Annotated in this window: 15 protein-coding genes; 9 read left to right on the top strand and 6 right to left on the bottom strand. The window is 59.7% G+C overall.

Annotation, left to right across the window (positions count from 1 at the left end):
• Positions 1-11 precede the first annotated feature (11 nt).
• Together ispH and radA are read left to right on the top strand one after the other, a co-directional pair.
• Positions 12-962, top strand: coding sequence for a 4-hydroxy-3-methylbut-2-enyl diphosphate reductase (ispH, locus tag H8L67_RS07490; RefSeq protein WP_220379226.1), 951 nt, complete (start codon positions 12-14; stop codon positions 960-962).
• An 11-nt stretch (positions 963-973) separates the two neighbouring features.
• Positions 974-2,356, top strand: a complete 1,383-nt coding sequence (gene radA, locus H8L67_RS07485; protein ID WP_220379225.1) for a DNA repair protein RadA — start codon at positions 974-976, stop codon at positions 2,354-2,356.
• A 39-nt stretch (positions 2,357-2,395) separates the two neighbouring features.
• Here the strand turns inward: radA and H8L67_RS07480 are convergent, their stop codons facing one another.
• The 5 genes from H8L67_RS07480 to H8L67_RS07460 form a co-directional block, all read right to left on the bottom strand.
• Positions 2,396-3,970, bottom strand: coding sequence for a DHA2 family efflux MFS transporter permease subunit (locus H8L67_RS07480; RefSeq protein WP_220380777.1), 1,575 nt, complete (start codon positions 3,968-3,970; stop codon positions 2,396-2,398).
• 20 nt (positions 3,971-3,990) lie between these two features.
• Positions 3,991-5,211, bottom strand: a complete 1,221-nt coding sequence (locus H8L67_RS07475; protein WP_220379224.1) for an HlyD family secretion protein — start codon at positions 5,209-5,211, stop codon at positions 3,991-3,993.
• Positions 5,208-6,686, bottom strand: a complete 1,479-nt coding sequence (locus H8L67_RS07470; RefSeq protein WP_220379223.1) for an efflux transporter outer membrane subunit — start codon at positions 6,684-6,686, stop codon at positions 5,208-5,210. The genes H8L67_RS07475 and H8L67_RS07470 overlap by 4 nt, the downstream gene beginning before the upstream one ends.
• A complete protein-coding gene (locus H8L67_RS07465; protein ID WP_220379222.1) occupies positions 6,683-7,132 on the bottom strand; it encodes a MarR family winged helix-turn-helix transcriptional regulator in 450 nt (149 codons plus the stop codon). The genes H8L67_RS07470 and H8L67_RS07465 overlap by 4 nt, the downstream gene beginning before the upstream one ends.
• Positions 7,133-7,216: 84 nt before the next feature.
• On the bottom strand, positions 7,217-8,005 hold the full coding sequence (locus H8L67_RS07460; protein ID WP_220379221.1) for a cytochrome C assembly family protein: 789 nt from the start codon (positions 8,003-8,005) through the stop codon (positions 7,217-7,219).
• Between the two features lie 90 nt (positions 8,006-8,095).
• Between H8L67_RS07460 and ffh the strand changes: the two genes are divergently transcribed.
• From ffh to H8L67_RS07425, 7 genes are all read left to right on the top strand, one after another.
• The gene (gene ffh, locus H8L67_RS07455) at positions 8,096-9,466 is read left to right on the top strand and encodes a signal recognition particle protein (protein WP_220379220.1); all 1,371 of its coding nucleotides are present in this window, start codon (positions 8,096-8,098) and stop codon (positions 9,464-9,466) included.
• 8 nt (positions 9,467-9,474) lie between these two features.
• Positions 9,475-10,257 (top strand): aminotransferase class IV, encoded by a 783-nt coding sequence (locus H8L67_RS07450; protein ID WP_220379219.1) that lies wholly within the window; start codon positions 9,475-9,477, stop codon positions 10,255-10,257.
• Between the two features lie 100 nt (positions 10,258-10,357).
• A complete protein-coding gene (gene rpsP, locus H8L67_RS07445) occupies positions 10,358-10,618 on the top strand; it encodes a 30S ribosomal protein S16 (RefSeq protein WP_220379218.1) in 261 nt (86 codons plus the stop codon).
• A gap of 25 nt (positions 10,619-10,643) precedes the next feature.
• Positions 10,644-11,168 carry a ribosome maturation factor RimM gene (gene rimM / locus H8L67_RS07440; RefSeq protein ID WP_220379217.1) on the top strand — a complete coding sequence of 175 codons (525 nt, stop codon included), beginning with the start codon at positions 10,644-10,646 and terminating at the stop codon, positions 11,166-11,168.
• Positions 11,169-11,177: 9 nt separating this feature from the next.
• Entirely contained in the window at positions 11,178-11,915 is a 738-nt protein-coding gene (trmD, locus tag H8L67_RS07435; protein ID WP_220379216.1) for a tRNA (guanosine(37)-N1)-methyltransferase TrmD, read from the top strand.
• A 110-nt stretch (positions 11,916-12,025) separates the two neighbouring features.
• Positions 12,026-12,457 (top strand): 50S ribosomal protein L19, encoded by a 432-nt coding sequence (gene rplS, locus H8L67_RS07430; protein WP_220379215.1) that lies wholly within the window; start codon positions 12,026-12,028, stop codon positions 12,455-12,457.
• 176 nt (positions 12,458-12,633) lie between these two features.
• Positions 12,634-13,035: an RNA-binding S4 domain-containing protein gene (locus H8L67_RS07425; protein ID WP_220379214.1), complete on the top strand. Its 402-nt coding sequence runs from the start codon at positions 12,634-12,636 to the stop codon at positions 13,033-13,035.
• Positions 13,036-13,229: 194 nt separating this feature from the next.
• Here the strand turns inward: H8L67_RS07425 and H8L67_RS07420 are convergent, their stop codons facing one another.
• Positions 13,230-13,835, bottom strand: coding sequence for a DUF937 domain-containing protein (locus H8L67_RS07420; RefSeq protein WP_220379213.1), 606 nt, complete (start codon positions 13,833-13,835; stop codon positions 13,230-13,232).
• Positions 13,836-13,859: the final 24 nt, after the last annotated feature.

The raw sequence follows: 13,859 nt of genomic DNA, 5'->3' as shown, positions 1-13,859 counted from the left end.
ACAATAGCGCCATGGATATCGTCCTTGCCAATCCCCGCGGTTTTTGTGCCGGTGTCGATCGCGCCATCGAAATCGTCAAGCGTGCGATCGAGACACTCGGTGCGCCGATCTATGTCCGTCACGAGGTCGTGCACAACAAATTCGTCGTGGACGATCTGCGCATGCGCGGCGCCGTCTTTGTCGAAGAATTGGACGAGGTGCCGGACGGCAGCACGGTGATTTTTTCCGCCCATGGCGTGTCCAAAGCGGTGCGTGAAGAAGCCGATCGCCGTGGCTTGAAGGTGTTCGATGCCACTTGCCCGTTGGTGACCAAGGTGCATCTGGAAGTTGCGCGGCACTGTCGCGCCGGTCGCGACATGATCTTGATCGGACACGAAGGCCATCCGGAGGTGGAGGGCACGATGGGGCAGTGGCGCGCCAATGAGGGCGGCGGTCGCATCTATCTCGTGGAAGATGTTGAACAAGCGCGCACCATCGACATCGCCCAACCGGAAAACGTCGCCTACACCACGCAAACCACCTTGTCAGTGGACGACACACGCGAAATCATCGAGCTGTTGCGTATGCGTTTCCCGCAGATGCAAGGCCCGCGAAACGATGACATTTGCTATGCCACGCAAAACCGCCAAGACGCGGTTCGTGATCTGACCAAAACCTGTGATCTGGTGTTGGTGGTCGGTTCACCCAACAGTTCGAACTCCAATCGCTTGCGCGAGTTGGCGGAACGCGTCGGGGTCGAGGCCTACTTGATTGATGCGGCCGAAGAAATCCAACCGCAGTGGATTCAAGGCAAGCAGTGCATCGGCGTCACCGCCGGGGCATCGGCGCCCGACGTCTTGGTCCAAGGCGTGTTGCAGCGCCTGAAAGCCATGGGCGCCAACGGACTGAAAGAACTCGAAGGCGAACCGGAATCCATGGTGTTCGCCTTGCCGAAAGAATTGCGCGTGCGTTTGGTGGATTGATAGCGATCCCCATGAAGAAAACCGAGGTGAAAGCCAAGACCGCATTTGTCTGTACCGAATGCGGCGCAGATAGTCCGAAATGGGCCGGTCAATGTGACGCCTGTGGTGCATGGAACAGCCTCACCGAAATCACCCTTGAGTCGAAGGCGGCAGTCACGGCATCACGTCGTGGCAGCTGGGCCGGCAAAATGGATGCGCCGAAAATCACGGCGCTGAAGGATGTGACGCACACCGAAGCGTCTCGCGTCAGCACCGGAATTTCCGAGTTCGATCGTGTGCTCGGTGGCGGCCTCGTCGATGGCGCGGTGGTGCTCATCGGCGGCGATCCGGGAATCGGCAAATCCACCCTGTTGTTGCAATCGATGGCGCTGATGGCGCCGCGAATGCCGGGTCTGTATGTCACCGGTGAGGAATCCCTCGGACAAATCGCCGGTCGCGCCGCGCGGCTGGGTGTGCCCTTGGACGGTTTGTTCGCGCTGTCGGAGACCTGCGTTGAGCGCATTCTGGCGCAAGCGATCCAGGAAAAACCGCGCTTCATCATCGCCGATTCGATTCAAACGCTGTGGACGGAAACGTTGGCGGCAGCACCAGGTTCGGTCGGGCAGGTGCGTGAGTCGGCGGCGCGATTGGTTCGCTATGCCAAAGAAACCGGCACGTCAGTTTTTCTTGTCGGTCACGTGACCAAAGAGGGCGGCATTGCCGGCCCGCGTGTGTTGGAACACATGGTGGACGCCGTCTTGTATTTCGAAGGCGATTCCGGCTCCCGCTTCCGCCTCTTGCGTGCCTTCAAAAATCGCTTCGGTGCGGTGAACGAACTCGGCGTTTTCGCCATGGGCGACAAGGGATTGAAAGAAGTGCCCAACCCTTCGGCGATTTTTCTCAGCCACACCAGTACGCGCCAGCCCGGCAGTTGCGTCTTGGTGACGCGCGAGGGTACCCGCCCGCTGTTGGTGGAAGTGCAAGCCTTGGTGGATGCTTCGCCCTTGTCGAACCCGCGCCGCGTGGCCGTCGGTTTGGAAGGCAACCGCCTGGCGATGTTGCTGGCCGTGTTGCACCGTCACGGCGGTGTGTTTACCAGCGATCAGGATGTTTTCGTCAATGTGGTCGGCGGCATTCGTGTTCAGGAAACGGCGGCTGATTTGCCGGTGCTGCTCTCGGTCTTATCGTCGTTGCGGAATACCCCTCTACCCGAAAAAACCTTGGCCTTCGGCGAAGTCGGTTTGAGTGGCGAGATCCGCCCGGTGCCCAATGGCGAAGAACGTTTGAAGGAAGCCGCGACGCATGGCTTCAAGCGCGCGATTGTGCCGCGTGCCAATGCGCCGCGTACGTCGCCGGCAGGCATGGAAGTGATTGCGGTCGATCGACTGGCAGATGCGATCGAGGCGCTCGGTTAGAGCGCCTCGAACGTCAAGCTTTTACATTTGTGCGGTGGCTTAGTGCCCGCCAGCCGCCGCTGCCGGACCGCCTTTCGCCACGAACGGCGGACGTGCAAACCACACAAAGCCGATCACCAAAATAAAGATGATGCCGAGCGCGTGGAAGATCTCGTTGAATCCGATTTGCATCGCTTGTTGCGAGATCATGCGTTCCAGGACGAATGCCCCGCGTTGCAAATCACCGCCGCCGATTTGCGTCACCGTTTGCACCATGTTGGGATCGGTGCGTTCAATGGCTTCGGTGAGGTGGGCGTGATGCACGGCGCCGCGCTCGGTCCAGAGGAAAGTGGTCAGCGAGGCCGCAAAACTACCGCCCAATGTTCGAACAAAGGTCGCCAACCCTGACCCCGCGGCAATCTCACTCGGTTCCAAATCCGAGAGCAATATCGTCAGCACCGGCATGAAGAACAGCGCTACGCCGAAACCTTGGAACAGCTGAACCAGAGCCACGCGTTCGAAGTCCACATCCAGATTGAAATGTGAGCGCATGAAACTCGTCAGCGCCATCGCCACGAAAGCGATGCTCGCCACGATGCGCAAGTCGAAGCGCGCCGCGTACAATCCGACAAAGGGCGTCAACAGCACCGGCAGGATGCCAATTGGCGCGGACGCGAAGCCCGCCCATATCGCGGTGTAGCCGAGGTTCCGTTGCAACCACAACGGGACCAACAGGCCCACTGAGAAGAACGCCGAATACGCCATGACCATCGCCAAGGTCCCGGCCGCGAAGTTGCGGTGGCGGAACAAACGCAGGTTCACAATCGGATCGTCATCGGTCAATTCCCAGATCACGAAAACAACTAGCGAAATGGCCGCAATGATCGTCAGCGCCACAATGGTGGTGGAGTGGAACCAGTCCTCGTCGTTGCCGAGGTCGAGCATGATTTGCAGGGCACCGACGCCAAGCACCAACAAAGCCAGACCGATGTAGTCCATTTTCGGGCGTTCAAGCCGTTCGGGGCGACCCTTCAATTGGCGGCCGACCACGACAGAGGAGAAAATGCCGATCGGAATGTTGATGAAGAAAATCCATTCCCAACTGTAGTTGTCGGTGATCCAGCCGCCGAGAATCGGACCGGCAATGGGCGCCACCACCGTCACCATCGCCAGCAAAGCAATCGCCTGCCCGCGCTTTTGGGGTGGGTAGATGGACAGCAACAAGGCCTGCGTGACCGGATACATCGGTCCGCAAACAAAGCCTTGCAACGCACGCGCGAACACCAACATGCCCATGCTGGCCGACAAACCGCACAACGTGGAGGCGATGACAAACGCAAGCGTTGACCACATGAACAACTTGCGTTCGCCGAAACGACGCGTTAACCAGCCGGTCAAGGGCAGGGCGATCGCATTGCTCACCGCGAACGAGGTAATGACCCAAGTGGCTTGGTTTGCGCTACCGCCGAGATTGCCTGAGATCGAGGGCAACGACACGTTAGCGATCGTGGTGTCCAGCACTTGCATGAAGCTTGCAAGTGCCAGACCCAAGGTGGCCAGCGCACGGTTGGGCGGCGCGAAACCCGGCGCCGTCAAACCAGAGGGCGGTCGCGCGGCGTCTTCACCTTGGGTGATTTCCGCAGGGCCAGCCACGATTAACGTCCGCCCATGTTTTCGCTGATGACGCGTTCGATTTCTTCATCGGCGCGTGCCATGACCGAATCGTAGGCAGATGTGGTGGCATGCGCTTGCGTCGGCGTGGTGGTGGGCAACAAGCCATTGCCCTTGTCATGCAGATTCACCTTGACGCTCATGGTAAGACCCAAACGCAGGGGATGTTCCTGCAATTCTTTCGGATCGAGCTGGATGCGCACCGGGACACGTTGCACGATTTTTATCCAGTTGCCCGAAGCGTTTTGTGCCGGCAGGATCGAGAACGCGCTGCCGGTGCCCATGCCGAGGCTGGCCAACTTGCCGTGGAAAACGACGTCGTCGCCGTACAGTTCGGACGTGAGTTCGACACCTTGGCCAAGGCGCAGTTTCTTCAACTGCGTTTCCTTGAAGTTCGCATCCACCCACACGCCGTTCAACGGAATGATGGCCATCAACGGCGTGCCCGGAGCGATACGTTGCCCCAATTGCACAGTGCGCTTGGCAACGTAGCCTGAGACCGGCGCGACGATGCTGGCGCGTTGCACGCCGAGATAGGCCTGACGAAGCTGCGCGGCGGCGGCAACCACCTGCGGATTGTCGCGAATCGAGGAGGAATCAATCGGCGTGCGCGAGCGCACAGCGTTGTCGCGTGATGCGGCCAATGCGGCTTGCGCGGCGGCAAGTGCCGTCTCCGCATGTGCCAGTTCTTCGGCGGAGACCGCACCGGAAGCGACCAGGCCGCGACGACGTGCAACGTCAGCGCTGGCTTGGGCAACGGCAATTTCGCGGGCGCGAATATCGACGCTGGCGGCGTTGGCTGCTGCACGCAGGCCACGCACTTGGCGCACGGCGGAACCGAGCGCGGCTTCCGCCTGGCGGAACGCCAGTTGCGCATCTTCGACGTCGAGATTCACCACCGGTTGGCCGGCTTCGACTTTCATGCCGTCGTCCAAGGTGATGCGTGTGACCGTGCCCGGAATTTGCGAAGTGACGCTCACCACGTCGCCTTGCACGTAAGCATCGTCGGTGCTTTCGCTCCAGCGGCCGATCATGAAGTGATACAGCAGCCATGCGATCGCGGCGAGGATGACCACCAAGGCGACGATCAACAGGGCGCGACGACGCTTCTTGTTGTTCGGGGTTTGCTTGAGATCGGTGGGAGGAAGCGGTGTCGCGGTCGGCGGCACGTCGGTCTTCGGGGTGCTCGGATTTTCGCTGGTCATTGCGGGTTGCCCTTGGAGTCGTTCTTTTTGTCGAATGCCGTCGAAACAGCGGCTTCATTCACCGGTACACCGCCGCCGAGCGCGACATTCAGTCGAACCCAGGCGTCGATGCGTTTCGATTGCAGTTGTTTGATTTGTTGGTCGAGTTGCAGCAGCGGCTTCTGCGCGTTGAGCACGTCGAGCTGCGTGGCAAGGCCGGCTTGCCGGCGTTGCTGCGTCAAGCGCGCACTCTTGTCTGCCGCCGCGCGTGATGCTTTCGCACTGGCGATCTCCGAATCCAATGCGCGTGCGGTTTGCACAGCATCGACAATGTCACGCATGGCGGTCAACACCGCTTGGTCGTAGCCCGCCACGGCGAGATCGAAATCGGCATCGCTACCGCGCAACTGATTGCGCAAACGGCCGCCGTCGAGAATCGGCAAGCTGATTGCCGGACCGCCGTAAACCAACAAAGCGTCTGAACCGAACAGATCCTTCAAGTTGCCGGCAGCGACGCCGAGCATCGCCGAAAGATTCAAGCTCGGATAAAAATCGGCTTTGCTCGCGTCGATGCCACGGCTCGCGGCCTCAACACGCCAACGGGCGGCGACCACATCCGGACGTCGCGACACCAATTCGCTCGGCAAGGTCGACGGAATGGCAATCGCCGGCGTGTTCAAGTTCGGCCGTTCAATGGACAAACCATAATCCGGGCCTTGACCGGCCAACATCGCCAAGGTGGTCTTCAACGCCACGATTTGTTGCTCGGCAGCCTTTTGTTGTTGGTGTGCGGCTTCTTCGGCGGAAATGATTTGCGACAACACGATCTGGTTGTCGATGCCGGCTTTCACACGTTGCGCGGCCAACACCCGCAGACCGGCGTTGCGCTTCGCATCCTGCGCGGCAACATCACGCATTTCGTAGGCTTGATCCAAACCCACATAGGTTTGCGTGATGTTTTGAATCAGACTCGCGCGTGCGGCTTGCACATCCACTTCCTGTGCACGCGCCTGGCCGATAGCGGCGTCGTACTTCGCATGCTTGCCTCCCCAGATGTCCGGTGCCCAGCTGAAGTTCAACGACAAAATCGTTGAATGCATCAACTTGCCGCCAATAGGGGCGGGTGCCAGGGTTTCGGGCAATTGGATGTGGGACTCTTGTGCCGAAGCGCCAAGGGTCGGGTAAATGCCGGCTTCAGCCAAACCCGCTTGTGCAAAGGCTTTGCGCACGCGCGCATTGGCCGCGGCGACAGACGGCGCGTCGGCCAAACCGTCTTTGATCAAGCGATCGAGTTGGGGATCGCCCAAACCGTTCCACCACGAAGCACCCGGCCAAGCCACGTTAGAAAGCTTGGTGTTTCCCAGTGCGCGCTCACTATGCAGGCGGTCGGCACTGCGCATCGTGCCTTCCGGCGCGATGCCGTGGGTACTTGCGCAGGCGGCCAAACTCAAGGCTGCCAGCGCCGGCAGCAACTTGCGCGTTGTTTGCGAAATCATTGAATGTCCTTGTTCAAATTGTTTCTGACATGGGAAAGCAGACGCACCAACTCTTCGCGTTCTGACAGATTCAAACCTTCCATCGCCTGCATGCGGATTTGTTCGCCGATGCGTTCGGTGAGTGCCCGTGCGTTCTGGCCTTCCTCGGTCAGCTCGACCTTGAGTGCGCGACGGTCTTCCGGATCGGCAAGACGTCGCACCAAACCGCGCGTTTCCAATTGATCCAGCAAACGGGTCATCGCGCCCGGGTGGATTTCCACAGCACGCGCGAGCTCACCGGCACTGCTCGCGCCTTGGGAAAGGCGCTTCAGCGTGATGTATTGACTGAAGGTGAAATCCAGCCCCTCGGCGCTCAAAGCACGCGACATGGCCGCCCACATAGCGTCACGCGTCTGCTTGAACAGCACGCCGATAGAAGAGGTTCGAAGGTTGTCTTGGCATTCCATGGGCGCAAATTCTCGCTGCCTGCGCAATAGTTGTCAAGGCAACTATTGTGACGGCAATTTTACACCTGAAGCTTCCATTCAGGTTCAGACGCGATTGAGAATAAGTTCCCGGACGAATTGGGTGCCGAAGAAAGCGAGCAAGAGCAGGATCATCGCCGCCAGCGTCCATCTGACCGCCCGCGCGCCGCGCCAACCGTAGCGCCAGCGGCCGATCAGCAGAATGCCGAACACCAGCCACGACAACACCGACAGCACGGTTTTGTGGACGATGTGCTGGGCGAACAGGTCATGCACAAACACCACGCCAGTGACCAAGGTGGCGGTCAAGAGCACGTAGCCGACCAAAATGGCTTGGAAAAGCAGTCGCTCGAGATCGGTCAACGGCGGCAAGACGCGCGTCCAGGTTTGCACGCGATGACGCCGCAACGCGCGCTCTTGGAACCACAGCAATAGGGCGATGAGTGTGGCAACCGCCAAGGTGACATAGGCCGAAATCGCACACCAGGCATGCAATTGCAGTTGCCAATCCATTTGCGTGGGGTGACCGTGGCCTTGTGCCGCATAACGCAAAGCGAGCAAGCCGGCGAGCGGATACATCAAGATGCCGGCGGCCGCCAATTTGCCGCGCAGCGACAGTGCCGTGGTCAACGCAGCAATTCCCAAGGCCGTCAACGACAGGGTCGAATAAAACCGCAGGTCGACACCGCGGATGCTGCGCCAAGCTTCCGCATGGATTTCCCCGTGGAAGACCATGGCCAAAATCACGATGGGCAACCACCAACGATTGCCGTCACCTGCCGGTCTCGCCAACGATCGGCCGAGGACGCCGGTGGCAATGCAATAGAGCAGCAATGAAAGATAGGCCATGATCATCGGCAAAGTGTCGCATGAACGGGGCGTCAGACGGCGACACCGTTATACTGGCGCATTGCGTTTTTGACGCGTCCCACCCGCGTAGTCCCCATGTTTGAATCCCTTTCCGAACGCCTGTCCGGCACCATCAACCGCATTCGCGGTCGCGGCCGGTTGACCGAATCCAACATCACCGAAGCGCTGCGTGAAGTGCGGATCGCCTTGCTTGAGGCCGACGTCGCCTTGCCGGTTGTGCAAGCCCTGATCCAGCGCGTCAAAGTGCGGGCGGTCGGGCAGGAAGTGATGAAGTCGCTGACGCCGGGCCAAGCTTTGATCAAGGTTGTGCGCGACGAGCTTACCAATGTCATGGGCGCACAAGCCTCGGACTTGAATTTGAATGTGCCGGCGCCTGCGGTGATCTTGATGGCCGGTTTGCAGGGTGCCGGTAAAACCACCACCGTCGGCAAACTTGCCAAGCATCTGAAAGAAAAGCGCAAGAAGAAGGTGATGGTGGTGAGTGCCGACGTGTATCGTCCGGCCGCCATCGAGCAGTTGAAAACACTGGCCGGTCAAACCGGTGCTTTGTTCTTCCCGTCCGAATCCACACAAAAGCCGGTGGACATCGTCCGTGCGGCCATTGACGACGCGAAGAAATCTTTCGCCGATGTGTTGATTGTCGATACCGCCGGTCGCTTGGCCATCGATGCCGAGATGATGGCGGAAATCAAGGCACTTCATGCCGCAGTGACGCCGGTCGAAACCTTGTTCGTGGTCGATTCGATGACCGGTCAAGACGCGGCGGTCACCGCCAAGGCCTTCAGTGATGCCTTGCCGTTGACGGGTGTCGTGCTGACCAAAACCGACGGTGACGCGCGCGGTGGTGCCGCGTTGTCGGTGCGCTACATCACCGGCAAGCCGATCAAGTTCATGGGTATCGGTGAAAAGCCCGATGGCCTCGACGTCTTCCATCCCGATCGCGTGGCAAGCCGGATTCTCGACATGGGCGACGTGTTGTCGCTGGTCGAGCAGGTCGAAGCCAACGTCGACCGCGAAAAGGCGGAAAAACTCGCTGAAAAAGTCTCGAAGGGCAAGAAGTTCGATTTGAACGACATGCGTGATCAGCTCGAACAAATGCAAAACATGGGCGGTCTGGCCGGCTTGATGGACAAGTTGCCGGGCATGGGGCAGATCCCCGATTCGGTAAAGAGCCAAGTCACCGGGAAGGAAGTGCCGCGCATGATTGCGATCATCAATTCGATGACCAAGAAAGAGCGTCGCAACCCGGATCTATTGAACGGTTCGCGCCGTGCACGCATCGCCAAAGGTTCGGGTATGCAACCGGCCGATATCAACCGTCTCATGAAGCAATACCAGCAGATGGAAAAAATGATGGGCAAGCTCGGTCGCGGCGGCGGCAAAGGTATGATGCGCGGCTTGAAAGGCATGATGGGTGGTGGCATGGGCGGCATGCCGTTCCGTTGAGCACAGCCATGAGCGCGCACTACGTTTCTACGCATGACACGCGTGCGCTCGCGATCAACAACTACGGACACTTCACCAGTTTCCAAGTGCGCGGCAAGCGCGTGCGCGGCCTCGATCTGCACATGGATCGGCTGCGTGCGGCACAGGCCGAGATTTTCGGCACTGCGCTCGACGAGATTCGCGTGCGCGATGCGATTCATGCCGCGATGGATGCGGAAGGTCTGGTCGATGCCTCTGTGCGCGTCACTTGCTACGACGAGCATTTCGATTTGGCCCGACCGCTTGACGCGCGCGGACAGGATGTCTTGGTGACTGTCTCGCCTGCGCGCGCGTCCGTCAGCACGCCGGTGCGACTGAAGTCTGTACCGTTTTTGCGGCAGAACGCCGAACTGAAACATTGCGGCATGTTTTCGCAATACATGGCGCGTCGGGCCGCGCAAATGCAGGGCTATGACGACGCGATTTTTGTCGACACGATGATGAATGTCAGCGAAGGGCCGACCTGGAGCTTCGTGTGTTTCGACGGCGATACGTTGTTCTGGCCGGTGACGCTCGCACTCGATAGCGTGACCGCACAGCTCATCAGCACCTCCGAAGTGATGGAGGGCAAGAAACAAGAATTCGGCACGCTGGCGTTGCCGACCTTGGGTGCGTATTTGTCCGCGTTCGCGATCAACTCGAGCGGGATCCGACCGATCGCCAGCATCGACAGCTATCCCTTCGACGAAGGCCTGGAAGCGCTGGAATTGCTGCAATTGGCCGTTGAAAGCCAGCCCCTGCAGCCGATTTGAAAGTCGGGCTAGCCGCCGGCTTCCCACAAGTCATTGAATGTATTACAATTGCCGGCTTACCCTGCCATCCCGGCAGCTGGGCAACTCAGAGAAAAGCACCATGGTCAAGATCCGTCTTACCCGCGGCGGCGCTAAGAAGCGTCCGTTCTACCACATCATCGTTACCGACAGCCGCAGCGCCCGCGACGGCCGCAACATTGAGCGCGTCGGTTACTTCAACCCGGTCGCACAAGGCCAGGAAAAGCGCGTTGAAATGAACCTCGAGCGCGTCAAGTATTGGGTCGCCAACGGCGCACAGTTCACCGACAAGGTCGGCAACCTGTACAAAGAAGCGCTGAAGACCCAGGCGCCGGCCGCTTGATTGCGCGGCTGCGCAGGGCGTAGCCATGGCCGTTGATTCGCAAAACCCGGAGCGCCGTATCTTGCTTGGCAAGATTCACGGCGCTTTTGGCGTTAGAGGGGAGTTGCGCGTGGAATCTTTCACCGACCCCGAAACCGCACTGCTGAAATATTCGCCGCTCACGCTGGTCGATGCGATGGGGCGCGAACGCGTGCTCGGAACGTTGCGCGGCAAACCGGCCGGCAAAGGCCTGACCGTTTCCATGGAGGGCGTTGACTCGAAAGAGGCCGCCGATGCCTTGCGTGGCGCAATGATTTACACGCCGCGTTCGTCGTTGCCGCCGCCGGCACCAGGCGAGTACTACTGGGTCGATCTCGAAGGCCTCGACGTCTACAACCTCGACGGCGTCCATTTCGGTCGCGTCGCGTATCTCACCAGCACCGGCGCCAACGACGTAATGGTGGTTGAAGGCGATCGCGAGCGTTGGTTGCCCTTCAAAACACCCGATTACGTGACCTCGGTGGATTTCGACGCACGCCGCATCACGGTGGATTGGGATCCGGACTTTTGAGGCCTGGCCATGCGTGTTGATGTGGTCAGTTTGTTTCCCGAATTTGTCGCGCAGTGCGCGGCCTTCGGCGTCACCGGTCGCGCTGTTGAAAAAGGGCTGTTGTCCATTTCCAGCTGGAATCCAAGGGATTTCGCGCAAGGCAACTATCGCAAGGTCGATGACCGGACCTTCGGCGGCGGTCCCGGCATGGTGATGTTGATCGAGCCTTTGCAAGCGGCGTTCGACGCCTTGAAAGCGGACGACCCGACGCCGCCTCACGTGATTTATCTTTCGCCGCAAGGTGCGCCGCTGACGCAGGCGAAAGTGCGTGAGCTTTCCGCGCGTCCGCGATTGGTATTGCTCTGCGGGCGTTATGAAGGCGTGGACGAACGCTTCCTCCACGCGCACGTGGATGAAGAAATTTCGCTCGGCGATTACGTCTTGTCGGGCGGCGAGCTGGGGGCGGCCATCGTCATTGATACGGTCGCGCGCCTGCAGCCCGGTGCATTGAATGATGCCGAGTCGGCCGAGCAAGACAGTTTTGAAAACGGTTTGTTGGATTGCCCGCATTTTTCAAAACCGGTTCAACATGCCTTGGGCGAGGTGCCCGCCGTCTTGTTGTCGGGCAATCACGCCGAAATTGCCCGCTGGCGGCGTGAGCAATCTCTGGAAAGAACGGCCCGGCGGCGCCCCGATTTGCTGAAATCGGCGCAATTGTCGGCCAAAGACCGGAAATTCCTAAGCGAATCAGGCCTCTGGACCGAATAAAAGCCGGGGCGGCTGGTCTTTTCCCAATAAAACGTTGTACAATGTCCAGCTTCGCGTTCGGCAGGTTCGCCGCGCGACATCCAAGAACAACGACAGAATACGGTGTCACCATGAGCAAGCCCTCCCTGCACAACCTCATCAACGAATTCGAAAGCGCGCAACAAACGCGCAAGCTTCCGGAATTCGGTCCCGGCGACACCGTTGTCGTCAACGTGAAAGTCAAAGAAGGTAACCGCGAACGCGTCCAGGCCTATGAAGGCGTGGTCATCGGTATCAAGAACGGCGGCCTCAATGCTGCGTTCACGGTCCGCAAGATTTCGCACGGCTACGGCGTGGAACGCGTGTTCCAAACCCACAGCCCGATCATCGACTCGGTCGTCGTGAAGCGTCGTGGTGACGTCCGCGCCGCCAAGCTGTACTACCTCCGTGGTCTCGAAGGCCGCGCAGCGCGTATCCGCGAAGATCTGGCCGCTGTTGCCAAGCACAAAGCAGAAGCCAAAGCCGCCAAGGCTGCGGAAGATGCAGCTGCCGCCGCGGAATAATTTCCCGCGCAGCGTTGCAATGGACGGCCACCTTCGGGTGGCCGTTTGCGTTGGTATTCCCCTCTCCACAAAGTGGAGAGGGTGCCCTAAAGGGGCGGGTGAGGCTCTTGCTTTCCCCTCTCCACAAAGTGGAGAGGGTGGCGCGAAGCGCCGGGTGAGGCGCTCTTAAAAAAATTATGACCGATCAACAACCCCCCACCATCCGCCTAGACATCTGGCTCTGGGCCGCACGCTTCTTCAAAACACGTGCGCTCGCCAAGCAGGCGATTGAAACCGGCAAAGTGTCGGTAGACGGCGAGCGCCCGAAACCCTCGCGCGTCGTTCGCGCCGGTGCGAACTTGAAAATCGAACGTGGCGTCGAAGTCTTCGATATCACGGTGAAGGCGGTGAGTGACATCCGCGGCCCGGCGCCGGTGGCGCAGCTGCTCTATGAAGAAGCGGAAGGCTCTATCGAAGCACGACGCATTGCGCGGCAAACTGCGGCGGCGGCGCGCGCGGGTTATTTGCCGCCTGAGACGAAGCCGGATAAGCGGGCGAGAAGGTTGATTCGGGCTCTGGGGGATTTGGATGCGCTTTGAGGTGAAGCTTTAAAGGCGCCTAGAAAAGCGCCTCATCCGGCGCTGCGCGCCACCTTCTCCACTGCGTGGAGAAGGGAAAGCTTCCCCTCTCCATCTTTGATGGAGAGGGTGCCCCGAAGTGGCGGGTGAGGCGCTCTTGCTTTCCCCTCTCCACGCAGTGGAGAGGGTGGCGCGAAGCGCCGGGTGAGGCGCTCTTACCGACGCCCACCCAAAACCGAACTACCAATCCGGAAAATATCGCCAATATCCACCTTGCCGTCGCCGCCGCCGAGGATCGATCCCAGCAAGCCGCCACCGGCATTGGATTGCTCTTGGCTCAGCACTTCCGAGACACCTTGCGGGCTCGATTCCACGCTCGGCGAAAACACTTTGCGCGAGAGATAGGCCATCACGATCGGCGCGAGAATTTGCAACAGCATCTGTGTGCGATCGCCGCCGAGGCCGGTGGTTTGCCCCAACTGCTGTGCGGCGGTTTGTTGTTGGCCACCAAAAATATGACCGAGAATGCCGGCACCGTTGATCGCGGAACCGGAGGGCTGTTGTTGGCCGAGCCCGCCCAGCACCGAGCCCAGCAAATCACCGACACCGCCATTACCCAACGATTGCTGGTGGTTGCCCAATGCGCCGAAGAGCGCTTCCGCACCACCACTTTGCGCGTTGTGGCCCAGCGCGCCAATCAACATGGGCAAAGCGGCCGCGATGGCTTGGCTGGCTTGGCTGTCGTTGACGCCCAATTGTCCGGCGACTTGTTGGGTCGGTGCGCCCTGCATTTGTTGGAGGATTTCTTCGATCATGCTCATCGGTATCAGGTCCTGTTTTTCAAC

This window comes from Lysobacter soyae (genome assembly GCF_019551435.1).
Lineage (GTDB): Bacteria > Pseudomonadota > Gammaproteobacteria > Xanthomonadales > Xanthomonadaceae > Solilutibacter > Solilutibacter soyae.
This window is presented reverse-complemented; position numbering and strand designations above follow the sequence as displayed.

Bases quoted from the DNA above. Each gene is read 5' to 3' on its own strand.
- ispH (WP_220379226.1), top strand. From the start codon at position 12: ATGGATATCGTCCTTGCCAATCCCCGCGGTTTTTGTGCCGGTGTCGAT.
- radA (WP_220379225.1), top strand. From the start codon at position 974: ATGAAGAAAACCGAGGTGAAAGCCAAGACCGCATTTGTCTGTACCGAA.
- H8L67_RS07475 (WP_220379224.1), bottom strand. From the start codon at position 5,211: ATGACCAGCGAAAATCCGAGCACCCCGAAGACCGACGTGCCGCCGACC.
- H8L67_RS07470 (WP_220379223.1), bottom strand. From the start codon at position 6,686: ATGATTTCGCAAACAACGCGCAAGTTGCTGCCGGCGCTGGCAGCCTTG.
- H8L67_RS07465 (WP_220379222.1), bottom strand. From the start codon at position 7,132: ATGGAATGCCAAGACAACCTTCGAACCTCTTCTATCGGCGTGCTGTTC.
- H8L67_RS07460 (WP_220379221.1), bottom strand. From the start codon at position 8,005: ATGATCATGGCCTATCTTTCATTGCTGCTCTATTGCATTGCCACCGGC.
- ffh (WP_220379220.1), top strand. From the start codon at position 8,096: ATGTTTGAATCCCTTTCCGAACGCCTGTCCGGCACCATCAACCGCATT.
- H8L67_RS07450 (WP_220379219.1), top strand. From the start codon at position 9,475: ATGAGCGCGCACTACGTTTCTACGCATGACACGCGTGCGCTCGCGATC.
- rpsP (WP_220379218.1), top strand. From the start codon at position 10,358: ATGGTCAAGATCCGTCTTACCCGCGGCGGCGCTAAGAAGCGTCCGTTC.
- rimM (WP_220379217.1), top strand. From the start codon at position 10,644: ATGGCCGTTGATTCGCAAAACCCGGAGCGCCGTATCTTGCTTGGCAAG.
- trmD (WP_220379216.1), top strand. From the start codon at position 11,178: ATGCGTGTTGATGTGGTCAGTTTGTTTCCCGAATTTGTCGCGCAGTGC.
- rplS (WP_220379215.1), top strand. From the start codon at position 12,026: ATGAGCAAGCCCTCCCTGCACAACCTCATCAACGAATTCGAAAGCGCG.
- H8L67_RS07425 (WP_220379214.1), top strand. From the start codon at position 12,634: ATGACCGATCAACAACCCCCCACCATCCGCCTAGACATCTGGCTCTGG.
- H8L67_RS07420 (WP_220379213.1), bottom strand. From the start codon at position 13,835: ATGAGCATGATCGAAGAAATCCTCCAACAAATGCAGGGCGCACCGACC.